22 protein-coding genes are annotated in these 24,344 nt (G+C 32.8%); 17 read left to right on the top strand and 5 right to left on the bottom strand.

From position 1 onward, the window contains the following. The first annotated feature begins 1 nt into the window (after position 1). From RM538_RS03905 to RM538_RS03850, 12 genes are all read left to right on the top strand, one after another. Positions 2–925: a glycosyltransferase family 2 protein gene (locus RM538_RS03905; protein WP_311332083.1), complete on the top strand. Its 924-nt coding sequence runs from the start codon at positions 2–4 to the stop codon at positions 923–925. Between the two features lie 4 nt (positions 926–929). After that, positions 930–2,153 carry a POT-type proton-dependent oligopeptide transporter gene (locus tag RM538_RS03900; protein ID WP_311332082.1) on the top strand — a complete coding sequence of 408 codons (1,224 nt, stop codon included), beginning with the start codon at positions 930–932 and terminating at the stop codon, positions 2,151–2,153. Continuing rightward, the gene (locus RM538_RS03895) at positions 2,153–2,713 is read left to right on the top strand and encodes an L-threonylcarbamoyladenylate synthase (RefSeq protein ID WP_311332160.1); all 561 of its coding nucleotides are present in this window, start codon (positions 2,153–2,155) and stop codon (positions 2,711–2,713) included. The genes RM538_RS03900 and RM538_RS03895 overlap by 1 nt, the downstream gene beginning before the upstream one ends. Before the next feature lie 46 nt (positions 2,714–2,759). Then, complete coding sequence (locus RM538_RS03890) at positions 2,760–4,190, top strand: CCA tRNA nucleotidyltransferase (RefSeq protein WP_311332081.1); 1,431 nt, start codon at positions 2,760–2,762, stop codon at positions 4,188–4,190. After that, complete coding sequence (locus RM538_RS03885) at positions 4,191–5,222, top strand: COX15/CtaA family protein (RefSeq protein ID WP_311332080.1); 1,032 nt, start codon at positions 4,191–4,193, stop codon at positions 5,220–5,222. 55 nt (positions 5,223–5,277) lie between these two features. Continuing rightward, the gene (locus tag RM538_RS03880; protein WP_311332159.1) at positions 5,278–5,790 is read left to right on the top strand and encodes an IS1096 element passenger TnpR family protein; all 513 of its coding nucleotides are present in this window, start codon (positions 5,278–5,280) and stop codon (positions 5,788–5,790) included. 55 nt (positions 5,791–5,845) lie between these two features. After that, complete coding sequence (locus RM538_RS03875; RefSeq protein ID WP_311332079.1) at positions 5,846–6,904, top strand: nucleoid-associated protein; 1,059 nt, start codon at positions 5,846–5,848, stop codon at positions 6,902–6,904. 124 nt (positions 6,905–7,028) lie between these two features. After that, a complete protein-coding gene (locus tag RM538_RS03870; RefSeq protein ID WP_311332078.1) occupies positions 7,029–7,925 on the top strand; it encodes an ABC transporter ATP-binding protein in 897 nt (298 codons plus the stop codon). 5 nt (positions 7,926–7,930) lie between these two features. Then, entirely contained in the window at positions 7,931–8,770 is an 840-nt protein-coding gene (locus RM538_RS03865) for an ABC transporter permease (protein ID WP_311332077.1), read from the top strand. Between the two features lie 63 nt (positions 8,771–8,833). Then, positions 8,834–11,257, top strand: coding sequence for a T9SS type B sorting domain-containing protein (locus tag RM538_RS03860; RefSeq protein WP_311332076.1), 2,424 nt, complete (start codon positions 8,834–8,836; stop codon positions 11,255–11,257). Positions 11,258–11,309: 52 nt separating this feature from the next. Then, positions 11,310–11,618, top strand: a complete 309-nt coding sequence (locus RM538_RS03855) for a hypothetical protein (protein ID WP_311332075.1) — start codon at positions 11,310–11,312, stop codon at positions 11,616–11,618. A gap of 95 nt (positions 11,619–11,713) precedes the next feature. Further along, positions 11,714–14,041 carry a choice-of-anchor L domain-containing protein gene (locus RM538_RS03850; protein WP_311332074.1) on the top strand — a complete coding sequence of 776 codons (2,328 nt, stop codon included), beginning with the start codon at positions 11,714–11,716 and terminating at the stop codon, positions 14,039–14,041. 8 nt (positions 14,042–14,049) lie between these two features. On the opposite strand, the gene RM538_RS03845 is transcribed toward RM538_RS03850, so the two are convergent. The 4 genes from RM538_RS03845 to RM538_RS03830 all read right to left on the bottom strand — a co-directional run bounded on the left by RM538_RS03845 (position 14,050) and on the right by RM538_RS03830 (position 19,357). After that, positions 14,050–14,412 (bottom strand): hypothetical protein, encoded by a 363-nt coding sequence (locus RM538_RS03845; protein WP_311332073.1) that lies wholly within the window; start codon positions 14,410–14,412, stop codon positions 14,050–14,052. Beyond that, complete coding sequence (locus RM538_RS03840; RefSeq protein WP_311332072.1) at positions 14,409–16,931, bottom strand: M14 family metallopeptidase; 2,523 nt, start codon at positions 16,929–16,931, stop codon at positions 14,409–14,411. The genes RM538_RS03845 and RM538_RS03840 overlap by 4 nt, the downstream gene beginning before the upstream one ends. Before the next feature lie 220 nt (positions 16,932–17,151). Then, positions 17,152–17,541, bottom strand: coding sequence for a PUR family DNA/RNA-binding protein (locus RM538_RS03835; protein WP_311332071.1), 390 nt, complete (start codon positions 17,539–17,541; stop codon positions 17,152–17,154). 64 nt (positions 17,542–17,605) lie between these two features. After that, on the bottom strand, positions 17,606–19,357 hold the full coding sequence (locus RM538_RS03830; protein ID WP_311332070.1) for an ABC transporter ATP-binding protein: 1,752 nt from the start codon (positions 19,355–19,357) through the stop codon (positions 17,606–17,608). A gap of 114 nt (positions 19,358–19,471) precedes the next feature. On the opposite strand from RM538_RS03830, the gene RM538_RS03825 reads away from it, so the two are divergent. The 5 genes from RM538_RS03825 to RM538_RS03805 all read left to right on the top strand — a co-directional run bounded on the left by RM538_RS03825 (position 19,472) and on the right by RM538_RS03805 (position 22,871). Then, on the top strand, positions 19,472–20,569 hold the full coding sequence (locus tag RM538_RS03825) for a Glu/Leu/Phe/Val family dehydrogenase (RefSeq protein ID WP_311332069.1): 1,098 nt from the start codon (positions 19,472–19,474) through the stop codon (positions 20,567–20,569). An 82-nt stretch (positions 20,570–20,651) separates the two neighbouring features. Next, positions 20,652–21,596 (top strand): transcription antitermination factor NusB, encoded by a 945-nt coding sequence (gene nusB, locus RM538_RS03820; RefSeq protein ID WP_311332068.1) that lies wholly within the window; start codon positions 20,652–20,654, stop codon positions 21,594–21,596. Between the two features lie 52 nt (positions 21,597–21,648). Next, the gene (locus RM538_RS03815; RefSeq protein WP_311332067.1) at positions 21,649–22,131 is read left to right on the top strand and encodes a DUF1573 domain-containing protein; all 483 of its coding nucleotides are present in this window, start codon (positions 21,649–21,651) and stop codon (positions 22,129–22,131) included. A gap of 20 nt (positions 22,132–22,151) precedes the next feature. Then, entirely contained in the window at positions 22,152–22,439 is a 288-nt protein-coding gene (gene yajC, locus RM538_RS03810; RefSeq protein ID WP_311332066.1) for a preprotein translocase subunit YajC, read from the top strand. A 72-nt stretch (positions 22,440–22,511) separates the two neighbouring features. Then, the gene (locus tag RM538_RS03805; RefSeq protein WP_311332065.1) at positions 22,512–22,871 is read left to right on the top strand and encodes a CoA-binding protein; all 360 of its coding nucleotides are present in this window, start codon (positions 22,512–22,514) and stop codon (positions 22,869–22,871) included. On the opposite strand, the gene RM538_RS03800 is transcribed toward RM538_RS03805, so the two are convergent. Continuing rightward, a complete protein-coding gene (locus RM538_RS03800) occupies positions 22,842–24,341 on the bottom strand; it encodes a sodium:solute symporter (RefSeq protein ID WP_311332064.1) in 1,500 nt (499 codons plus the stop codon). The genes RM538_RS03805 and RM538_RS03800 overlap by 30 nt on opposite strands. Positions 24,342–24,344: the final 3 nt, after the last annotated feature.

Below are 24,344 nucleotides of genomic sequence, written 5' to 3'. Positions count from 1 at the left end.
TATGATTGCTATTAGCGTTGTAATTATAAATTATAATACAGCAGATTTTACTGTGAAGTGTATTAATTCTCTTTTGCAACATGCTCCAGAAAATTTAAGTTTTCAATATATAATTGTTGATAATGCTTCAAGTCAAGATAGTTACGATAGGGTTTCTGCTTATATAAAAACTTTACAGGATGAAATAGATATTTGTTTAATAAGAAGTAAGATTAACACAGGTTTTGGAGGCGGTAATATGTTAGGAGTGCAAAAGGCAAAAGGTAAATACATAGCTTTTGTAAATAATGATGTCGAGTTAGAGAATGATTGTTTTACTTCACTCTATAGGTTTATGGAGAAAACTCCACAAGCGGGTGTGTGTGGCCCGCAAGCATTTAATAGGAATAATAAATTACTGCCTACTATAGACCATTTTGCAAGTTTACCAAGGGAATTTTTTGGGAGAAAACTTTTGGAAAAAATAAATGCTAATAAGTATCCAAAACGAAAAAAAGAATACAACACACCAATTCGAGCTCAATTTGTTGCTGGTAGTTTTATGTTCTTTAAAGCAGAATACTTTAATACAATAGGTGGTTTTGATACTAATATATTCTTGTATTATGAAGAAACCGATATCTGTAAAAGGCTTTTAAACATAAATAAAGAAGCATATCTTGTTCCAGAAGGGAAGTTTATTCATTACCATGGCGCTAGTACAGAAAAGTCAATAAAAATTAAAACCGAATTAAAAATCTCATTATTATACGTTATAAAGAAGCACTATGGGGTGGTTTCTTTTTACATTCTTCTAACGTATTTACAAATCCGCTATTTTTTCAGTAGTATTTTTAAACCAAAGTACTGGCCACTTTTTTGGGTATTATTGTTACAGGCTCCTCTAACAAAATCTATTAAACACAATCAAAAGATAATTGATTAACGCTATGGAATTAATTGCAAAAAGTATGTTTAAGCACTCTAGATCCTCAATCTTGTACCTTTTCTCTAAAATGTTTGAAAGGATGTCTTATTATGGTTTGAGAACTTTAATAATTTTATACATGATTAGCGAAACTATTGGTATGGATAGGACAGAGGCTATTCGAGTATATGGAATTTTTATCGGTTTATTTTTATTTGGTCATATAGTGGGTGGACTTTTGGGTGATTTACTGATTGGTAATCAGAAAAGTATTGTTCTTGGTGCAGCAATTCAAGCGATTGGGACTTTTTTAGTTTGTATTCCTTCTGAGTTAGGGCTTTATTTAGGTCTAGGTTTAATAGTTCTTGGGAATGGTTTTTTTAGCCCTAATCTAACTGCACAATTTGGAAAAACATACTTGTCAAAGAGAAAACTACTAGATGCAGGTTTTACAGTTTTTTATGTAGTTATTAATTTGGGAGCATTTCTTGGAATTTTATTTTTGGGTTTAATAGGTGAAGAATTTGGCTATCCAGTTGGATTTATTTTTGCTGGTTGTTTTATGTTAGTGGCTTTAGCTTTTTCATTGCTAAACAATAAATTTAATTTCCAACTAGAAAATAGTAAAAAATTGGATTACTCAAATTTTAAATATCCACTTTATATTTTCGGTGGAATAATTTTAAGTGCTTTCTTTTGGGGAGTTTTTGAATTTACATCGTATTCAATATATGAAATAAATCAAAGTTATATACAACATAATAACCAAGTATTATCTTCTTGGTTATGGAATTCACTCTCTTCTTACATTGCGATAGCTGTAGGAATCACTTTTTGTTTTGTTTGGAGCTATATTTATAATTCAAGTTTTTTAAAAATTGCATTAGGGTTCTTTTTTGGGGTTGTTTCCTTGCTTCTTCTTGTTTTTATTCCTGAGGCTAATTCTCCATTTTTATTTTTAATTATAGTAACTTCAATGCTTTCTTTGGGATTAGCCGAACTTTTTATTGCTCCAATTGTTTATTCTATTATAACTAAATATACAAACCCTAAATATCTGGCTATTGTTATAAGTCTTATTTTAATTCCAACAAAGATTTTAAATTATATTTTCACCTTGTTTTTTGACGAAATAATGTATAAAAATGATTCTCTTAGTTTAATTATAGGTGTTATTGTTTTTGCTTTTTTTGCACTTACAATGTTAATTGCTTTAATACTTAAAAAGAAGAAACTTTTATTATGATGCATAACGAAATAACTAAAGCACTAGAAACATTAAAAAAAGGAGGGCTTATATTATACCCAACAGACACAGTATGGGGTATAGGCTGTGATGCTACAAACCCTGAGGCTATTGATGCCGTTTTTAAATTAAAACAGCGTGATGATAGCAAAGCATTGTTATGCCTGGTAAATGATTTTAAAATGCTTAATGAGTTTGTAGAAGAAGTTCCTGAGGTTGCTTACGATATATTAAAATATGCTGCAAAACCTACTACTATAATCTACGACGATCCTATACGTGTAGCAGAGAATCTAGTAGCAAAAGATAATACCTTAGCCATTAGAGTTGCTAAAGACGACTTTTGTAAACAGCTTATAAGGAAATTTCGTCGCCCTATTATTTCTACATCCGCAAATATTAGTGGTGCACCCACCCCAAAAAGCTTTAAAGAAATAAGTACTCAAATTTTGGAAGGGGTAGACTATGTCGTAAATTTGCATCAGTCAAAAAAAGCAGAAAAACCTTCGGCTATTATTAAGCTAACCAAAGATGGTAAAGTAACTGTAATACGAAAGTAATTCGGTTTTTGTTTTCTTTAATAAGCAATCTATTCTTTCAAATATTTTGAATACTAAATCATATCCATCTGCATTAGACCCATCTATTTTTAGGGTGATAGCAAAAGCAGCTTCAAACCTAGAACTAGATAGTTATGTTATTGGTGGATACGTAAGAGATTATTTATTAAAAAGAGGTCAAGCTAAAGATATAGATGTTGTTGCGGTTGGTAGTGGTATAGCTTTAGCTAAAGAAGTATCAAACCTACTCCCTGCAAAACCAAAAGTTTCAATTTTTAAAAACTACGGTACAGCCATGCTAAAAACAAATGGTATTGAGCTAGAGTTTGTAGGAGCTAGAAAAGAATCTTATACTGAAGATAGTAGAAACCCTGCTGTTGAAAATGGTACACTTGAAGATGACCAAAACCGAAGGGATTTTACAATAAATGCATTGGCTCTTAGTCTAAATGAAGAAACCTTTGGGGTGCTTTTAGACCCTTTTAATGGAGTAGAAGACCTAGAAAACAAAGTAATAAGAACTCCATTAGATCCCTCTATAACCTATAGTGATGATCCCTTACGCATGCTACGTGCTATTAGATTTGCTACGCAATTAGATTTCACAATAGAAGAAAACTCACTTGCTGCCATATCAGAGAATGCTTCTAGAATTAAGATTATTTCAAAAGAACGCATTGTGGATGAAATTCATAAAATACTAGCCTCAAGCAAACCATCAAAAGGGTTTGCTCTTTTACATAAGACGGGACTGTTACCATTTATATTTCCAGAATTAGTCGCATTACAAGGAATTGATGAAAAAGAAGGACAACGTCACAAAGATAACTTCTGGCATACGCTAGAAGTGGTAGATAATATTACAAAAACAACTAATAATCTTTGGCTTCGTTGGGCTGCATTGTTACACGACATTGGTAAGGCGCCTACAAAACGATTTGACAAAAAAGCAGGCTGGACATTTCATGCACACGAGTTTGTTGGAGCAAAGATGGTCTATAAGCTTTTTAAACGATTAAAAATGCCCTTAAATGACAAGATGAAGTTTGTCCAAAAAATGGTATTAATGTCGTCGCGCCCTATTGTTTTGGCTCAAGATGTGACAGATAGTGCTGTTCGTAGACTTATTTTTGATGCTGGTGATTATGTTGAAGATTTAATGACACTTTGTGAAGCTGATATTACTACTAAAAACCCCAAAAAGTTTAAAAAATACCATAATAATTTTCAATTAGTTAGAGAGAAAATTGTTGAGGTAGAAGAACGAGATCACGTTCGTAATTTTCAACCACCAGTTTCTGGGGAAGAAATTATGAAAACCTTTGGATTAAAACCTTCAAGAGAAATAGGTATCATTAAAGATGCTATAAAAGAAGCAATTTTAGAAGGTGAAATCCCTAACGAATATGATGCGGCTAAGGATTTTATGCTTCAAAAAGGAAAAGAAATTGGTTTAGAACTTAAAAACAAAATTTAGGTGTATAGAAAGTGGGTTAAAATAGCATTAATACTTGTCTATCTTGTGATTATAGCAGGAGCTATGGTACGTATGACGGGTTCTGGTATGGGCTGCCCAGACTGGCCCAAGTGCTTTGGTTACTACATCCCGCCTACCGAAGCTGAGCAATTAGAATGGCAACCAAATTCAGCTTTTGAAAAAGGAAATGTTATAATCGTAGACGAAACTTTAAAAGTTGCTACTAGCGACTTTACAACCACTTTAAATTACAATCCTTCTAACTGGGAATCATATACAGAGCATGATTATGCTATTTTTAATGTTTGGCACACCTGGATTGAATATATTAATAGGTTAATAGGAGCGTTATCTGGGTTGGCTATTTTAATTATGGCAATCTTGTCTTTCTGGAAATGGAAGTTCAAAAAGCGACTGGTATATCTATCTTGGTTAAGTGTAGTGTTTATTGTTTTTCAAGCTTGGTTGGGTGCCACAGTTGTATATTCTGTATTAGCACCAGTTAAAATTACAATACATATGGTGATGGCACTAGTCATTGTAGCTGTATTATTGTATTTACTTTATGCATCAAAAGAGACTCCTAAAACGTATGCCGTAACAAAGGGGTATATTAACTTATTAGCTTTTGCCTTAATACTAACCTTAATTCAAGTTGTTATTGGGACTCAAGTACGTCAATTTGTTGATGAACAGGTATCTGCTGTAGGGTATGAGGCAAAATCACAATGGTTAGAAAACCCAGACTTAAGTTTTTATATACATCGTTCTTTTTCTATTCTTGTTTTTATTGTGAATGCTGCACTTTGGTATTTTAACCGAAAGAACAACTTCTGGCTTTCAAAAATTAATATAGTTTTTGGGCTTATTATTTTAGAGGTTTTTACAGGCATAGCTATGTATTATTTTGATTTTCCGTACCTATCACAACCTTTACATCTAGTGATAGCTACTTTACTATTTGGATTTCAATTTTATATCCTTTTAGAAGCTTGGAAAAGGCATAGCCCAAAGTTTGTAGCAAGACAATAAAATAGCAAATGAAGCCTAGAATTTTTGTACCTTTGCCTTCCAATTTTTTTTGATGATGATTTATAGATTTAGAGTTATACTAGATACCCATGAGGATGTTTTTAGAGACATAGAAATTGCTGCAACAAGCACTTTAGAAGACTTCCATAATGCTATTACACAGGCATTTGGTTTTGGTGGACAAGAGATGGCATCTTTTTATGTAAGCAATGAACTCTGGGAGCAGGGAGAAGAAATAGCCTTGTTTGATATGAGTGAAGGTGACACTCCTGTACGCGTTATGAGTGAGACTATACTTGAAGATACTGTTTGGGAAAAACAAACACGCTTGCTATACATCTACGATTTTTTATCAATGTGGACTTTTATGGTTGAATTAGCAGAAATTACAGAACCCCAAGATGGCTTTTCATATCCAAACTTAATGTTTGCCCATGGTGAAATTCCAGAAGAAGCTCCAGAAAAAGAGTTTATTATTGAAGATAAAGAAGGTGTAACTAACGATGATGACGTAGATCTTGACCCAGAAGATTACGACAGTTTAGACTTTAATGAAAACTGGAATTAGCTCAAAAATACTACAGCCTAACTTATAAAACCATACATTTTTTACAAAACAGCCCATGATTAATCTATACAGCACTCAAATAGCTTCATTATCAATTCATAGAGTAGGTAATAAAAGCCGAAATGAAAGTATGTTGCTTTCTGAGACGCCCTTTAAAATGGATGATGAGTTACGTACGTTGCTGAAAGAATTTTTTCTGAAACCCTTTAGAGATAAAGAAGAAAATTATTTCCAATTTAGTCATGAGGCAGATTTAGAGTTTCATGAATTATTTACTGCTGTTACCAAAATTTTTGAATCTCCAGAAAATACCCACGAGGTAAGTAAACAAATAACCAAATATCTTTTTGATCAATCTCAGCATCCTCATATTAAAAGTGGTGAGGTTTATATAGCTTTTTTAGAGAACCTTCAGATTGATGGGGAGAAAGTAGATGGAGTAGGTATTTTTAAATCAGAATTAAAACAAGATTTTTTACAATTTTCAGAAAAAGAAAATCAGTTAGAAGCATTACTTCAACAAGGTGTAAATCTAAACAAGTTGGATAAAGGCGCTTTAATTTTTAATACAAAAAAAGAAGAAGGATATAAAATACTTTCAGTAGATAGCAATAGGTATGATACAAAGTATTGGTTAGAAAACTTCTTGGGAGTAGATGCGTTTGAAGACGATAACTTCTACACAAAAAAATATTTAAAGTTCTGTCAAGATTTTGCTAAAGACGTAGTATTACCCGCCGAAGATAAAAAAGAAGAAGTATTGTTTATGAATAGGGCTGTAAATCATTTTGCCAAAAATGATACATTTGAAGAGTCTTCTTTTGTAAACGAAGTAATAGATAATCCAGACCTTATTCCAGAGTTTAATCATTACAAAGTAGAAAAGGCACCCAAGTATAGTATAGAAGACTTAACAAGTTTTCCTATTGCCAATACTGCGGTTACCGCTGCTAGAAAAAAGATTAAAAACACTATTAATCTCGACACTAATATTCAGATTAAAATGGACTTCATCAACCCAGAAAGTGCAGAGCGTTTTGTAGAAAAAGGCTGGGATGAAGAAAAACAGATGTACTACTATCTAGTATATTTTAATAAAGAACAAAAAAGTTAGATACTAGTCTCAGCTTCAGTACTAACAAAGACTGATAACAGCAACATAGGCTGTGATTATTTTGTTATGTAACATATTTTAATCTAGTTCGTCTTACTTTTAGCTAATCACCAAAACTACAATTGTGGAAAAAATCCTCTCTATTACTAATCTAACAAAAAAATTTGGTTCTCTTACCGCAGTCAACGATTTGTCATTTACCATAGAAAAAGGTAATGTGTATGGCATCCTTGGACCTAATGGAAGTGGGAAATCTACAACACTAGGTATTGTACTTAATGTTGTAAATAAAACTTCTGGAGAGTTTAGTTGGTTTAATGGTACAGAATCTACACATAATGCCCTCAAAAAGGTAGGTGCTATTATAGAACGACCTAACTTTTACCCATATATGTCTGCGGTGCAAAACCTTGCTTTAGTTTGTAAAATTAAAGGTGTATCAACAGATAAAATTGATGAAAAACTTGAAATTGTAGGATTGTTAGACCGAAAGAATAGTAAGTTTAAAACCTATTCTTTAGGAATGAAACAACGATTGGCTATTGCATCTGCATTGCTTAATGATCCAGAAATTTTAATACTTGATGAACCAACTAACGGGCTAGACCCACAAGGGATTCATCAAATTCGAGAAATAATTAAAAAAATTGCCTCGGAAGGGACTACTATTTTACTAGCATCACACTTACTAGACGAAGTAGAAAAAGTATGTTCTCATGTAGTAATATTGCGTAAGGGCGTAAGCTTATATAGTGGTAGTGTGGATGCAATGAATGCTAGTCATGGATTTATTACACTTAAGAGTGATAATCTAGAGACGTTAGAAGAAGCACTACAAAACAACCCTTCTTTTGGTACTGTAAAAAGAGAAGTAGATACGGTAGTTGCTTATCTAAATAAGCCTATGGATGCAAGTGAGGTAAATAGATTACTTTTTGAAAAAGGTATTTCTGTTTCACACCTTGTTAAACGTAAAGAGAGCTTAGAAGAACAATTCCTTGAACTTACCAAAAATAACTAACCGCCATGCTACGATTACTTAATATAGAACTTCATAAACTTAAGTACAGTAAGTCTGTAAAAATAATATCAATTGTTTATTTCTCACTTATTTGCTTTATCGCATTAATAGTATCCATTGAGTTTAATTTTGGTGGTGTAAAGTTTAGAGTTGCAGATCAAGGGATTTTTAATTTTCCTTTTATTTGGCACTTTAATACATGGGTTGCTGCTTGGTTAAAATTATTTTTGGCAGTTGTTATTGTATCTATTGTCTCTAACGAGTATAGCTACAAAACTTTAAAACAAAATTTAATTGACGGCTTGAGTAAAAGGGAGTTTTTAGCGTCTAAGTTTCTTACTGTTATACTTTTCTCTATAGTCTCAACCATTTTTCTATTTCTTGTAAGTTTAATACTAGGCTTATTTTTCTCAGATTATACTGAGATAGGTATCATTTTTAGTGATATGGAGTATTTATTTGCTTACTTTTTAAAGCTTATATGCTTCTTTAGCTTTTGTATGTTTCTTGCTATTTGGGTAAAACGTTCTGCTTTTGCTCTTGGATTTTTAGGGTTGTGGCAAGTTATTGAGGGACTTATTGCAGTTGTATTTCAATGGCTTAAAGTAAAAAGGGATATAGATTTATTTGATAGCGTATATAATTTTCTACCGCTCAACGCTATGTCAGATTTAATAGTAGAACCTTTTACACGTTTTGGAGCAGTACAAAGTGCAGCAAGTCAATTAGGAGAGAACTTTGACAAAAACTATGATGTAGAGTTAACTACTGTTCTTATAGTAATAGGTTGGACTTGTCTATTTGTATACTGGTCCTATGCTTTATTAAAAAAGAGAGACTTGTAGTAATACGTTAAATTTAAGAGGAGCAATTAAATAATTCCTATATTTAAATTCTAACTCCTCATAATGAAATACCTCACACAGTTTTTACTTCTGTTAGTTACGCTATGCCCATTTTTTTTAGAGGCACAGGAAATTGAGTTGTTTCAGCAGTTTAATGGTAGATACGATTATTTATCCTTTGGAAATACACTTAACATAGAAGAAAATACAGGGGGTTCAGGTCTTTGCGATATTCTTACTGAAAGTAGTGCTAGTTTCCAGTTAAACACAGATCAAACACTTGTAGCCGCTTTTTTATATTGGGCTGGCTCTGGAGATGGAGATTTTGATGTGACACTTCAAGGAGTTCCAGTAGCTGCAGAACGAACTTTTATTGAAACCCTTAATAATCAGCTTTTCTATTTTTCAGCATTTGCAGACGTAACATCTATTTTACAATCTAATGGTAATGGACTCTATACACTTTCAGACTTAGACCTTACTAATGATATTGCTCCATTTTGTCAAAATACAACCAACTTTGGTGGATGGGCTGTTACAGTAATTTTTGAAGATGCAGATTTAAACCTTAATCAACTTAATGTTTTTGATGGTCTAGAAGGTGTTTCAGCAGTTAATACTGAAATTGTTATTAACCTTGATAACTTAAATGTACTAGATAACACCGGTGCAAAGATTGGTTTTTTAGCATGGGAAGGTGATAGCACTCTAGCTGTAGATGAAACCTTACAAGTAAACGGAAATATAATTAGCAATTCTCCATTAAATCCACCAGAGAACGCATTTAACAGCACAAATACCTTTACAAACTCCACCGAGTTATTTAATATGGATATCGATTTTTATAGCATTGAAAATAATATCCAACCTGGAGATCAACAGGCTGAAATAAAACTTACTTCTGGCCAGGATTTTATTATGATAAATAACGTGATAACGGTTTTAAATATTGAATTACCAGATGCTACAATAGGTTTTTTAGTTACCAATGGTAGTGCAGAGTGTGGGGATAGAGAACTAGAAATTGAATACACCGTATCTAATGTAAACAGTACCGATACGTTACCAGAAGGAACTCCAATAGCATTTTATGCAGATAATACCCTTATTGGACAAGCAGAAACACAACAAGATTTACCAATTGATGCTACCGAAACAAATAGCATTGAGCTTACTATTCCAGAGTCAGTTCCACCAGATTTTCAACTACGTGCTGTTGTAGATGATACTGGTAACGGTAATGGAATTGTTAATGAAATAAATGAGACTAATAACGATTTTATTGTTGAGATACACCTTTTAGTATTTCCAGATGTTTCTAATTTACAAGATTTAGAGTTATGTGATGTTTTTGGAACAGAGTTGTTCGATTTAACCGAAGCCACTTCGGGTGTTTCTTCTGAAAATATTATTGAATATTATACCTCCGAGGCAGATGCAAACAATCAAGTAAACCCAATTACCAACCCTGAAGCTTTTGAGAATACTGAAAACCCTCAATCTATATGGATTCGTGTTGCTAACCCAGACTGTTTTGTTATAACATCTTTTTCTGTAGAAGTAATTATATGTCCTCTTCCAGATGCTACAACTGCTATTACCAACAATCTAAATGCTTGTAGAGGGAGAGCATTTGTAATAAACTATACTGTGTTTAATACAGATGGAACAGCCCCATTACCATCAAATACACCCATTGCATTTTATATTGATGGAAGTTTAATAGCACAATCACAAACCCAAAATATTATTCCACAAGGAGGGAGTGAGACTGGTAGTGTTTCTTTTTTTATTCCAGATTCGGTTCCAGATAATTTTACATTGCTTTTAGTTGTAGATGATGATGGGACAGGAATGGAAAGTGTACAAGAATTAAATGAGTTTAATAACGAGTTTAAAGAAACTGTTCATTTTATGGTTATACCACCCGTTGGAGCCCTACCAGAATTAGTAGAATGTGACCAAGGCTTTGATACTGCATTTTTTGATTTAACGCAGCAGGATGATTTAATTTTGGTTGCTACACAAGGGACAGTTACCTATTTCTTAACTGAGATAGATGCTTTAGAAAATATAGACCCCATATTAGACCCAGAACGGTATGAAAACTCTCAAGACCCACAAACTATATGGGTACGTCTGGAAAATGAAATATGTTTTGATACTACTTTATTTACAATAGCTACTGAAAATTGTAAGCCTTTTATCCCAGAAGGATTTTCTCCTAATAATGATGGGGTAAATGATGAATTTGAGATTACGGGATTGCTAAACATTTTTGAAGATTTTGAACTAAAAATCTTTAGTCGAAATGGAAATCTTATTTATGAAGGAGGTAATGAGGATGGTTTTTGGAATGCAATTCCAAATAGAGGTGCTGCTATTATTGAAGGAGTTGTTCCGGTAGGGACGTATTATTATGCACTTTTCTTAAATGATCCAGAATTTCCAGAACCCTTTCTTGGTTTTGTGTACATAAACTATTAGCCAATTATTTATTAAAAAAGCAACGCAGTCTTAGAAATAGCATCTCTATAATATGACAGCAATACATACATCTTCAGAAACTAAAATATATTTAATTTTTGGTGTGATTTCTATTCTAATCACTTTGTTTTTAGGATTTATAGACGAAGGTTATTATAACTTTCAATTTCTAAGAGACCCGGGAGCATGGATTGCCTTAGGGATATATGCAGTTTTCATGTTTATTTTTCAGAATATTTGTTTTTGGTTACTATTTAAAAAAGTAAGTTTTTCAGGTAAGATATGGGTAAGTGCTTTTTTAGGCCCCGTACTTGGGTTCCTCTTTGTTATAGTAGTTTTCTTCGGAATAAAGCTCTTCTAAAAATTTTTCTTTTCAAAATGTTAAACCTACTCAAAACACCATAACTTTTGGGTATTTTTGCACGTCTTTAAATTAAGAATTTTCAAGTGTTGAAATTGAAATTACTTATTGCCTTTATTTTAGTACAAACCTTTGTATTTGGACAAAATATCCAAGTTTCAGAAACTGCATTTACACCACAACAACTTATTGAAGATGTATTAATTAATAACGGCTGTATCCAAAACATACAAGTTACCAATACTGTAAGCGGAAACTTTACCGATGGAAGCCTTAGTTATGGCTTTTTTAACGCAAATGGAAGTGATTTTCCGCTAAGTAGTGGTCTTGTTTTGAGTACAGGTAAATTAAGTAATGTTCCTGGACCCAATAATACATTAAGTGATGATGATGCTCCAGGCTGGGCTGGCGATGCCGACCTAGAAGCTGCTCTTGGAATAACAAATACCATAAATGCTACAATAATAGAGTTTGAGTTTACTCCGGTTGCAGATGCTATAGAGTTTAGGTACCTATTTGCAAGTGAAGAATACCAGGAAGGCGACCCCAATACTTGTAGATTTAGTGATGCATTCGCATTTTTAATTAGGCCACAAGGTGGGCAATATACTAACCTTGCCTTAATTCCTGGAACCCAAACTCCAGTTTTAGTAACAACCGTTCATCCAGAAATTCCTGGTGGATGTCCTGCTATTAACGAAGAATTTTTTGACACCTTTAACGGTGTAGATGCTCCTATTAATTTTAATGGACAAACTAAGGTGCTTACCGCACAAACTACTGTAATCCCTAACCAAGTTTATGAGATTAAATTAGTATTGGCAGACGAAGAAAACTTTAGGTTTGACTCTGCTGTTTTTTTAGAAGCAAATAGTTTTAATATTTCGGCAGATTTAGGACCAGACCGTTTACTAGCAACAAATAACCCGGTTTGTGACGGAGAACAATACATACTTGATGCTACACCACCTAGTGGAGTAGTACCAGATGGATATAGATGGTTTTTAAATGGGAGTCCTATCCAAGGTCAAACCAATGCAACATTAACTGTTTTAAGTGCAGGGACATATAGTGTTGCTGTAGATTATGGAGGAGGTTGTATTGCAAATGGCGAAGTTGTAATTGAGTATAATAATCCAATTACCCCGCCAGATGTAAATTTATTTCAATGTGAAGAGAATCAAACAGGAATTGCAACCTATAACCTATTTGATGCTTCAGAAGCTATTCTAGATGGTAATACAGATAGACAAGTTCAAGGGTTTTATTTTTCTGAAACAGATGCCGAAAATGGAATGAGTCCTATTCCTAACCCTACAAATTATACTAATAATATACCTAGTGAAATTGTATTTGCACGAGTAGTAGATCCTTTTGGGTGCTTTGGCATTTCAGAAGTTACTTTGCTAACCACAACAACAGTTTTAGGTCCTTATGATTTGGTAGTTTGCTCCTTTGAAGCTGACGAAAATTTTGGTTTGTTTAATACTTCTGAAGTTACCTCGCAGATTACTACAGATATTGGTTTTGAAACAAACATTACATATTATAACAGTTATACTGAAGCTATCTTAGAGCAAAATCCATTACTAGAAACCTTTGAAAATACTATACCTAGAAATCAGACTATTTTTGCACGAGCCGAAGGTGTTGAAGGATGCTTAGGTATTGCACAGGTACATCTTTTTGTTGTCCCTACACCGCAGTTTGAAGAAACATCTCCTATTTTTTATTGTTTAAATACTTTTCCAGAAGATATTAGAATAACTTCTGGAGTTCTTGGTAATGAAGAAGACTACACCTATGAATGGTCTACGTTAGATACGACACCTTATCTAGATTTAAACGAACCTGGAGACTATAGTGTAGATGTTACTTTTACACAAGAGATTAATGGTATAGAATACGCATGTACAGCAACTAATACTATATCAGTTTTACCCTCAGAAATAGCAACTATTGAAGTTGAGGTAACTGGTACTTTTGGGAGTCAGAATATTGTTGTTACAGCAACCGGACAAGGTGCTTATGAATATTCGTTATATGAAAACACAGGTTTTCAAAACAGTAATGAATTTACCAATGTATTGGGTGGTGTTTATACTGTATATGTACGTGATAAAAATGGCTGTGGCATAGTTTCAGAAACTGTATATGTATTAGATTTTCCGCAGTTTTTTACACCTAACCAAGATGGGTTTAATGATCGTTGGCAACTACGTGGTCTTAATGAAGTTTCTCAACAAGTGCAACGTATAGAGATTTTTAATCGTAATGGAAAATTACTCAAAGTATTAAGCCCAACATCTTCTGGTTGGAATGGTACATATAATGGAAATCCTTTACCCTCAAATGACTATTGGTTTGTTGCTCATTTTTTCGAAGGTAGAGAATATAGAAGTCATTTTACTTTGAAGCGATAAATATCATTCTATTTAATGACTATTTCAATTTCACTTACTGAAACAGGTTTCTGAAAAAAACTAGACAGAAATAAATTAGATTTTTTTAATAAAACACTTTCTGAATTTTTGAACTTAATTTCATAAGTTCCATATTCCTTTATATCAAGTATTCTAATTCTTTTTGCTCTTTTTTTAAATAAATAAGTTTGATATTTCCATATGGTATTTCTCGGGTATATTATTTTTCCAGTTTCAATATTCCTAAGAGTTATTAAAAAGCTATTTAATTTTACTCTCCAGCCACCAATTATAAGAATATTGTAAGTACCTTCTTCTAACTCTATAAGTTCATTTTGAATGCTAATATTTATTTTTTTAGTATTTATCACATTTTATCCCCGAAAAAGATAGCATTCATTAATAGTTTATTTGTACCATACCAAAAGGCCCTAAAGTTATGGTTATCTGTAAAGTAAATAACGGTACCCCTACCTTGTCCACCAACTTTAAATGCAGAAGTATTTGCCAAGTCTTTTAAGTTAGGCTTAGAGATATAACCACTTAGTAAAGGGTTTTCGGAATAAAGTATAGGGTTATTATAGCTATTTACGTCTGGTTCTAAAAAGATGGTAGAGTTTCTAAAAACGGGGAGCGTTTTGTTTTTATAACCAAAAGCAATAGGATGGGAGCGGTCTAACTTGGTTTCAAAAATAGCTCCACCTATTACCTGAGCACCTCTATAGTTTCCAGCTTGCTCAAATGATATATTGGTTGCAGTATCTTTTCGGGTTTTAAATTTCATTTTGAGTAACTCATTACTATTAAACCAACGTCCAGCATTTTTATACCCTATAAGTGTGCCTCCATTACGAACCCAAGTTTTAATTTTTTTAGCATCATTTTTATCTAGCGCGCTTCCCCAACTATTTGGTAAGATAAGCGCGGTGTACTTACTTAAATCCGTACGGCTAAAACTTCGTGTATCTAACTTGGTTAAATGCATGTCATAACGTTGGTCAAATACATGCCAAATCTCTCCAGCATCATAAGGTGTTATTCCATCACCAACTACTATAGCTACTTTAGGCGCTTCTAAAGCTCTAAATTGATTGCTACCTAAATCAATACCTTCTGTTAAACCAGTATTTACAGCATCTATTGGAATATTTGCGTTTTTTGAAACTTTATTTATAAACGTAGCAAGTTCTGTTGCATCTAACGATTGATTCTGAACTGGGATTAAAATTGTTCCGTAGTCATATTTTTTACCATTGAGTGTAAACGGTTTCATACCTACTTTTGCACGAAGTCCTTTTTGTAATATTTCATTTAAAGCTTTTGGAGCATAATATTCATGCCATTCCATTAAATAAGCGTAGTTAGAGGTAGCTACTGTTGCTGGTTTGTTTGGAGTAAGCTCTGTAACTTCATTTCCGGCAATACTAAGTGTTGCATTTTCTTCATGGTCCATATTAAATGCTAGAGGGAATGACCAAGCGCTAATATCATAAAACAAGCTATCTTGAAATTTTGTGCGCTTCTCAAACATCGCATTAATAAGGCGGTGTTGTTTTTGATTTTTTGGTACTACATAACTATAGCCTTTTTTGTAGGTTTTTCCATTGCGAGTAACATCTTGTTTTAGCTCATGGAATTTAATTTTGTGTCGTTGTAAGATTTCGGCAAGGTGATACACCTTTCCTGCATCTTTTGAGTCTCCAAAAACAATAGCACCACCGCTTGCTCCTTCTTTTGCTGCATTTCTAAAAAAATCACGCTGATAATCTAAAAGCTGTGTACGCATATTTGCAGCAGCCTCCAAAGTTGAAAGTGCAGCTGTAAATTGATTGCGAATTGTAAACGGGAACGTTAATATTCCGTTAGCACTTTCTTGTGCATGCCCTCTTGAGGATGCTTGCTCAAATAAAATACCTATAGACCCATTAATATCTGGAAAAGTAGATCCTTTTCCATAGTAAAAATCATCAAAACTCTCTTCAGTATAATAGAAGCTTCCTAACTTGTCAAATGCTTTTGCATGAAACTTAGCAATATCACCAGTTAGGTCTTGATTTTTTTGTGGAGTGAGTGGGTGTGTTCTTGAAGGTATTCCCGGTTGAAAAAAGAAACTTGCATTGGTTCCCATTTCGTGATGATCTGTTAAGATATTAGGATACCAATCGTGAAAAGTTGCAATACGAGCACGACTTTCTGGGAGTTGTACTGGTAACCAGTCTCTATTCATATCAAACCAATAATGATTAGTACGACCACCTGGCCATACCTCGCGATATTCTCTATCGTTAGGATCTGGGTTTATATTTTTTGCTTTATTGGTGTTAGCCCAATAGGCAAAACGCTGTAAGCCGTCTGGATTAAGAGAGGGATCTAATAAAATAACAGTATTAGCCAATAACTCATCTACTTTAGACCCTTGAGCTGCTGCAAGATAGTATGCTGTTACTAAAGCAGCGTTAGAACCACTTGATTCATTACCATGTATAGAGAATCCTTGATAAACTACAATGGGCATGTTTGAAGTGTTTAAACTTCCTGAACCATTTTCAGTAAGTGCAACATGATTCTTTTTTATAGTTTCAATTTGATTGTGATTAGAAGGCGAAGTAATAGTTAGTAATGAAAGAGGTCTTCCTTCAAATGTAGTTCCTCTATCTTCTATGGTAATGCGATTGCTACTTTCGGCTAGTACGTGCATGTATTGCACTAATTTATCGTGCGTAATATGCCAATCACCCACTTCGTGACCAATAACACTTTCTGGAGTAGGGATAGCTGCGTTGTAAGTTACATTACTTGGTAAGTAATAATCAAGATTTACTTGATAATCTTGCGCGTAGGTAGTAAAAACAATAGTAATTAAAAGGAGTGCGGTAGTGATTTTTTTCATAGTAAAATGTAAAATAATATAATAGCTGTTCAGAATTTTCAGATTAACACTTAAAGTTATTTCTTAAAGAAAGTTTAGACTGCATTCATCCAAGCAAACTAATTTTATATGTCTTTTGATGATAGTTTGTATGTATGTTCTTTTTTAGAAACTAAAGATAGCCATAAAAAAAACGCCTTCAAAAGTTGAAGGCGTTTCTATGTAATTTTTAAGAATAATTCTAAATATCATCAAATTCTACATCTGTGAAATTTGAAGTATCTGTACTTTCTGTATTTGCTTCAGTTTCATTAGTTTTAGAATGATCTTCTTTTTGGTAGTCTTTTTGGTGACGTTCGCTTATTACTTCTTCACCTTTTTCAGAAATAATAAAGTCTATCATTTCAGCTAAGTTGTCTTTAAACTCCATAAAATCTTCTTTGTACAAGTAGATTTTATGTTTTTTATAATGGAAAGAACCATCATCGTTTGTGAACTTCTTACTTTCAGTAATTGTTAGGTAATAATCTCCAGCTTTTGTAGCTCTAACATCAAAAAAATAGGTGCGTCTTCCCGCACGCATTACTTTACTATGTATTTCTTCTTTCTCCATTGCGTATTGATCGCCCATGTTCTATAATTTTATTTACGTTTAGCCAAAAATCTAAAAAAAATATAAATATGGCAACATTAATTTACATTTCTTTTTCGGAGAGTTGTTTTGCATATAATTCCTTATAATACCCCTCTAGGTTTACTAGCTCATTATGAGAGCCTTGCTGTATTATTTTACCATCTTCTAGAACTATTATTTTATCAGCATTTTTTGCTGAAGAAACTCTATGACTTACAATAATTGTAGTCTTGTCTTTTGAAATTGCGTAGAGGTTTTGTAAAATTTCTTCTTCTGTCTCTGTGTCAACAGCACTTAAGCAATCGTCAAATAATAAAATTTTAGGATTTTTAATAATCGCTCTTGCTATAGATACTCTTTGTTTTTGTCCACCACTTAGAGTAATACCCCTTTCGCCTAGTATAGTTTCATACCCTTTTGTAAAATCTATAATATTGTTATGAACCGAAGCTTTTTTAGCAGCTTCAATAATATCCTCTTCTGTTGCATCATCTTTTCCAAATTTTATATTTTTTCCAATGGTGTCACTAAACAAAAAGGCATCTTGTGGTACATAACCAATTGCTCCCCTAAGGCTATCAAGATTTAAGTTTGAAATTGGCTCTTTGTCAATAGTTAGCATACCTTTTTCTACATCGTACAGTCTTCCTATTAACTCTAAAATAGTAGATTTTCCTGAACCAGTATTTCCAATAATAGCAAGTGTTTCACCAGGGTTAACGGTAAAAGAAACATCTTTTAAGGCCGTTATGTTAGTATCATTATAAGTAAAGCTTAGATTATTAAAAGCAATAGCTCCTTTTACGGGTGTCTTTTCTTTAGTGTTATTTTGAATTTTTGGAACCTCACTTAAAAACTCATTAATTCTTTTTTGAGAGGCTTCTGCTTGTTGCACCATTGAAGAAACCCAGCCTACAATAGCAACAGGCCAAGTAAGCATATTTACATATATTAAAAACTCTACAATAGTTCCAAAATCAATTTTTCCATCTATAAATTGATTCCCACCAATATATACCACCGAAATATTACTTATTCCTATTAAAAGAATCATTAACGGAAAAAAGAGTGCTTGCACTCTTGCCAAATCTACATTTTTGTCTTTACTGCCTTTAGCAAGCTCTTCAAAATTTATATTGGTTCTGCCCTCCATTCCATAGGCTTTAATCACAGCAATACCGCTAAAACTTTCTTGTGTGAATGTGGTAAGTTTTGATAAGTATTGTTGTACAATTGTACTCCTTTTATGGATTGCTATACTTAACTTATAGATTAAAATAGAAAGAATAGGCAGAGGTGCAACAGCATATAAAGTAAGTATGGGAGCCGTATAGAGCATGTAACTAATCACTACAAAGAAAAGAGTGATAGTTGTTGTACTATACATAAGTGCAGGTCCCGTGTACATACGTACTTTTGATACATCTTCACTAATACGGTTCATTAAATCTCCTGTTCTATTCTTTTTATAAAAAGCTAATGATAGACGCTGATATTGCTGAAAAACCTCGTTTTTTAAATCAAACTCTATGTAACGAGAAACTACAATAATAGTTTGTCGCATAATAAAAGTAAATAATGCTGAAAGTAGGGTAGCGCCAATGAGAAATAAGATACTAGTAAGTAACTCAGATTGCATCGTGCTTAAATCAATTTCTCCCTCAAGATTTCTACGAACAGAATTAACAATATTTCCAACTTCTCTTGGAACCACTAATTTAAAAATGGCAGCAATGATTGTTACCAAGAGTCCTAATAATAATCTACCCCTATATTTTATAAAGTATGCATTGAGGTATTTTAGTTCTTTCATTAGGCGAAATTAATTTATTAACAAATTCGTAAAATTCGAATATTATTTTGTGGAATTATCAATTTACAACTACTTTTGCACGTCCTTTTTAGAGGATGTTTAAACACGTAACATATGATAAGTGAAATAGTACCAACAAATGAACTTAAAAAATTAGATCCAGTATTTGGTCAATTATCTTTTGATAACCACGAGCAAATCGTTTTTTGCAATGACAAAGATACTGGTTTAAAAGCAATAATTGGAATACATAATACAGTTTTAGGACCTGCATTAGGAGGTACTAGAATGTGGAAATATAATAGTGAGTGGGATGCGTTAAATGATGTATTGCGTCTCTCTAGAGGAATGACTTTTAAGTCTGCTATTACAGGATTAAATTTAGGTGGCGGGAAAGCAGTTATTATAGGAGATGCCAAAACACAAAAAACACCAGAATTAATGCTGCGTTTTGGTGAGTTTGTACACTCGTTAAGTGGAAAATATATTACAGCAGAAGACGTAGGAATGCACACCAGCGATATGGATTTGGTGCGTACAGTAACACCATACGTTACGGGTATTTCTGAAGAAAAAGGAGGTGCTGGAAACCCTTCTCCAATTACTGCTTATGGAGTATTTATGGGTATGAAAGCTGCTGCAAAGTATAAATTTGGAACCGATATTCTAGAAGATAAAGTAGTTTATGTACAAGGTATAGGGAATGTAGGAGAATCTCTTGTGGAGCATTTATCTAATGAAGGTGCTAAAGTATATATTAGTGACATTAACCAAGATCGTCTTGAAGAAGTAAGAGATAAGTATCACGTAGATATTTATGGAGGTAAAAATATCTATGCAGAAGAAATGGATATATATGCTCCTTGTGCACTAGGAGCAACTGTTAATGATGATACTATTCCTCAATTAAAAGCTAAAGTAATTGCTGGAGCAGCAAATAATCAATTAGCTGATGAACAAAAACACGGTAAGGTATTAAGAGAAAGAGGTATTGTATATGCACCAGACTTTTTAATTAATGCTGGGGGAATCATTAATGTATATGCCGAATTAGAAAACTACGGAAAGCAAGAAATAATTAGAAAGACCGAAAATATCTTTAACACAACACTTGAAATTCTTAGCAATGCAGAAACAAATGATGTGACTACACATCAAGCAGCTTTAGCAATTGCACAATCAAAAATTGAAGCAAGAAAAAGCGAAAAGTAGTTTTTTCAGTTTCATAAAACACTATCTTTGCAGCGCATCATTTTTTTGATGCGCTGTTTATTTATAAAAGTTCTTTACCACAATGCTTACAAGAAGACATATACGTATAAAAGTAGTTCAATCAGTTTATGCGTTTCATCAAAGTGAAAATCCAGATATAGAAAAACAGGAAAAATTTCTTTTGTATAGCGTTCAGCAGATTGAAGATTTATACTTATTAATGCTTCAGTTGTTAGTTGATGTTCAAAAACATGCCGAAACCTATATGCTTCGCTCTCAAAAAAAGCATTTGGCAACACAAGAAGAAAAAAACCCAAGTAAAAACTTCATTAATAACAATATTCCTCTTTTAATCTCAGAAACACCTTTATTTTCTGAATCTATTAAAAACAAAAAACTCGATTTGTGGAAGCAAGATGATGAGTATGTTACAATAATTTTTAATGAATTACGTAATGCTGAGTGGTATAAGGAATACTTAGCAATAGAAGCCCCTAACTTTAATGATGATAAAAACTGCATTCTAAAACTCTATAAAGAAGTTATTGCTCCAAACGAAAAATTGTATGACTATCTTGAAGATAAACGCCTTACGTGGTTAGATGATTTTCCTGTTGTAAACACCGCTATTATTAAAATGATAGGTCAATTGTCTAAAAAGAATAGCGCCTCTATTGTACTTCCAGAACTTTATAAAAATGAAGAAGACAAGGAGTATGCAACATCTCTCTTTAGAAAAATTATACTTCATAACGAAAAACTTGAAAAAGAAATAGAAGGAAAAACTCCTAACTGGGATAAAGAGCGTATTGCAGATATTGATATGGTAATTTTGAAACTTGGTATAACAGAGTTTTTACATTTCCCGTCTATTCCAACAAGAGTAACTATCAATGAATGTTTAGAAATCGCTAAAGAATATTCTACCCCTAAGAGTAGTATTTTCATCAATGGTATTTTGGACAAATTGGTTAAAGAATTTGAAAAATCTCAAAAGTTGAAGAAAATAGGGAGAGGTCTTCGCTAAAAGTAAAAAAATAAGTATTTTAGCACCGCTTAAATCTAAAAATATTTTAACTATGAAAAAATCAATTTTAATAGTAGCTGCAATCGCTGCATTTACTTTTACATCGTGTAAAGAAAATGCTGCTAATAAAGTAAGTGAAGAAAACGTTGCTGCTGCGGCAGAACGTGATGAAAAAGCAACTGAGTTTCCAGTTATGACTTTTGATGAAAAAGAATTTGACTTTGGTACAATAGACCAAGGAACTAACGTAGAACATACATTTACATTTACTAATACTGGTAAAGCACCTTTAGTAATAGTAGATGCTAAAAGTAGCTGTGGTTGTACAGTACCTTCTTTCCCTAAAGAAGCTGTTGCTCCAGGTGAAACAGGAGAGATGTTAGTTAAATTTAATGGAAGTGGAAAAAACCAAGTAAGTAAAACAGTAACAATTACTGCAAATACTAAAGCTGGTAAAGAAACACTTAAAATTAAAGCATTCGTAAATCCTAAAGAAGGTGCTGCTGGTGCTGCTGGAATTCAGCAGTCTAAGTAATCCCTTTTTAAATATCTATTATGGATCAAATTCAAGGTTTTTTACCTATAATATTATTGTTTTTAGTAATGTATCTTTTCTTGATACGTCCGCAAATGAAACGCCAAAAACAAGAAAAGAAATTTGCTAACGAAATTAAAACAGGAGATAAGGTAATTACCAAAAGTGGATTGCATGGTAAGATTTTAAACCTTAATGACGATGGAACTTGCATTATAGAAACAGGTGCAGGGAAAATGAAGTTTGAACGTTCAGCTCTTTCAATGGAGATGAGTAATAAGCTTAACAATCCACCTGCTAAAAAATAATTTGTTCCTTTAATAAAACTTTAAGCGCCTTTTCTATCTTTAGAGAAGGCGTTTTTTTATTTTTGAATGTATATGAAGAAGACACTTGTTATAGGAGCTAGCTTAAAACCTTCACGATACTCTAATATTGCGATAGGTCGCCTTGTTAGTTCTGGACATAACGTAAAAGCTATTGGACTCCGAGAAGGTGAAGTGTCTGGAGTTACTATAAGTACTAAAAAAGAAAGTTTTAAAGATATAGATACAGTTACCTTATATCTCAATGCTAAGAGGCAAGTAGAATACTATAAATACGTCATAACTTTAGAGCCCAAACGTGTAATTTTTAATCCTGGAACTGAAAATCCTGAATTTTATTCACTTCTAAAAGACAATAATATTGAAGTAGAAGTTGCTTGTACATTAGTTCTTTTGAGTACGAATCAATACTAGCCCAATAAAAGTAATTAGACCATTAATTATTAGGATTTCAAAACCAACTTGATAATAAAGTTTTGAAGCTATATCTCCAGCTTTTTCCCAATCAGTATTTTGACTTAAGAATACATATAGTTGCGAACCAATATTTATAAGTATAGATAGTATTACTGAAGAAATAGCGACTACTGGAACTAATTTGTCCTTTACTTTCCATTTAGTAAAAAGCCCAAATGCATACAATCCTAGAAGAGGACCGTAAGTAAATCCAGCAAATTTAAAAACCTTTGCAATTACAGAAGCATCACCAATTACATAGTTGAAAACTACAATAACTATAATGAGTAGTATAGAAAATCCAACATGTACTTTTTTCCTAATACTAACTTGTTCTTTTTCTGAATACTTTTTTTCAATACCCAGAATATCAATACTAAAAGATGTGGTCAAAGAAGTTAGCGCGCTGTCTGCACTAGAATAGGCAGCAGCAATTAAACCTAATAGAAAGAAAATAGCAAGCCCAATCCCTAAATCAGATTTTGTAGCAATAATTGGAAATAATTGATCTTTATGGGCATCTATTCCATTTTGTTGAGCATATACGGTGAGTAATAACCCTAGCACTAAAAAAATAATATTTACAATCGTTAACACAATAGTAAACCAAAACATGTTTTTTTGAGCATCCTTAAGGTTTCTACAAGTCAAGTTTTTTTGCATCATATCTTGATCAAGCCCAGTCATTACAATAGCAATAAATGCTCCGCTTAAAAATTGTTTAAAGAAATAGTTGTTGCTTTTCCAATCTTCAAAAAAGAAAATTTGAGAAAGGTCACTTTCAGATATAAAATTAAATAATGAGCTACCATTAAAATTTAGACTATCTGAAACAAAATAAATTGCAACACCTACTGCAATAAGCATAAATAAGGTTTGTAAGGTATCTGTCCATACAATAGTTTTAATTCCACTCTTAAAAGTATATAGCCAGATTAATGCTATTGTAATTGTTACAGTAACCCAAAAGGGTACTCCCATTTCAGTAAACACTATTTCTTGTAACACAATGGCTACTAGGTATAGTCTAAAACTGGCACCTATTATTCTTGATAATAAAAAGAAAGATGCGCCTGTTTTATAAGATTTTATTCCAAATCGACCATCTAAATATGTGTATATAGAAGTTAGATTTAATTTATAGTATAATGGAAGTAAAACTGTACCTATTACTGCATAGCCTACAGTATAGCCTAAAACAACTTGAAAATAACCAAAACTAGAGGCTTCAACCCATCCAGGAGCCGAGACAAATGTAACCCCACTTAGTGATGCCCCAATCATTCCAAAAGCAACCAGATACCATGGTGAACGTTTACCAGCTGTGAAAAAATCTGAGTTTGTCCCTCCTTTATTTGTTAAATATGATATTAATACTAAAACACCAAAATAACTAGCGATTAATATGAGTATATGTAAGGGTTGCATAAT

This window comes from Patiriisocius hiemis, assembly GCF_031846325.1.
Classification (GTDB): domain Bacteria; phylum Bacteroidota; class Bacteroidia; order Flavobacteriales; family Flavobacteriaceae; genus Patiriisocius_A; species Patiriisocius_A hiemis.
Note: the sequence above shows the minus strand (reverse complement) of the source record. Positions and strands in the feature narration are given on the sequence as shown.

Bases quoted from the DNA above. Each gene is read 5' to 3' on its own strand.
- RM538_RS03905 (WP_311332083.1), top strand. From the start codon at position 2: ATGATTGCTATTAGCGTTGTAATTATAAATTATAATACAGCAGATTTT.
- RM538_RS03900 (WP_311332082.1), top strand. From the start codon at position 930: ATGGAATTAATTGCAAAAAGTATGTTTAAGCACTCTAGATCCTCAATC.
- RM538_RS03895 (WP_311332160.1), top strand. From the start codon at position 2,153: ATGCATAACGAAATAACTAAAGCACTAGAAACATTAAAAAAAGGAGGG.
- RM538_RS03880 (WP_311332159.1), top strand. From the start codon at position 5,278: ATGATTTATAGATTTAGAGTTATACTAGATACCCATGAGGATGTTTTT.
- RM538_RS03875 (WP_311332079.1), top strand. From the start codon at position 5,846: ATGATTAATCTATACAGCACTCAAATAGCTTCATTATCAATTCATAGA.
- RM538_RS03865 (WP_311332077.1), top strand. From the start codon at position 7,931: ATGCTACGATTACTTAATATAGAACTTCATAAACTTAAGTACAGTAAG.
- RM538_RS03860 (WP_311332076.1), top strand. From the start codon at position 8,834: ATGAAATACCTCACACAGTTTTTACTTCTGTTAGTTACGCTATGCCCA.
- RM538_RS03855 (WP_311332075.1), top strand. From the start codon at position 11,310: ATGACAGCAATACATACATCTTCAGAAACTAAAATATATTTAATTTTT.
- RM538_RS03840 (WP_311332072.1), bottom strand. From the start codon at position 16,931: ATGAAAAAAATCACTACCGCACTCCTTTTAATTACTATTGTTTTTACT.
- RM538_RS03835 (WP_311332071.1), bottom strand. From the start codon at position 17,541: ATGGGCGATCAATACGCAATGGAGAAAGAAGAAATACATAGTAAAGTA.
- RM538_RS03830 (WP_311332070.1), bottom strand. From the start codon at position 19,357: ATGAAAGAACTAAAATACCTCAATGCATACTTTATAAAATATAGGGGT.
- RM538_RS03825 (WP_311332069.1), top strand. From the start codon at position 19,472: ATGATAAGTGAAATAGTACCAACAAATGAACTTAAAAAATTAGATCCA.
- nusB (WP_311332068.1), top strand. From the start codon at position 20,652: ATGCTTACAAGAAGACATATACGTATAAAAGTAGTTCAATCAGTTTAT.
- RM538_RS03815 (WP_311332067.1), top strand. From the start codon at position 21,649: ATGAAAAAATCAATTTTAATAGTAGCTGCAATCGCTGCATTTACTTTT.
- yajC (WP_311332066.1), top strand. From the start codon at position 22,152: ATGGATCAAATTCAAGGTTTTTTACCTATAATATTATTGTTTTTAGTA.
- RM538_RS03805 (WP_311332065.1), top strand. From the start codon at position 22,512: ATGAAGAAGACACTTGTTATAGGAGCTAGCTTAAAACCTTCACGATAC.
- RM538_RS03800 (WP_311332064.1), bottom strand. From the start codon at position 24,341: ATGCAACCCTTACATATACTCATATTAATCGCTAGTTATTTTGGTGTT.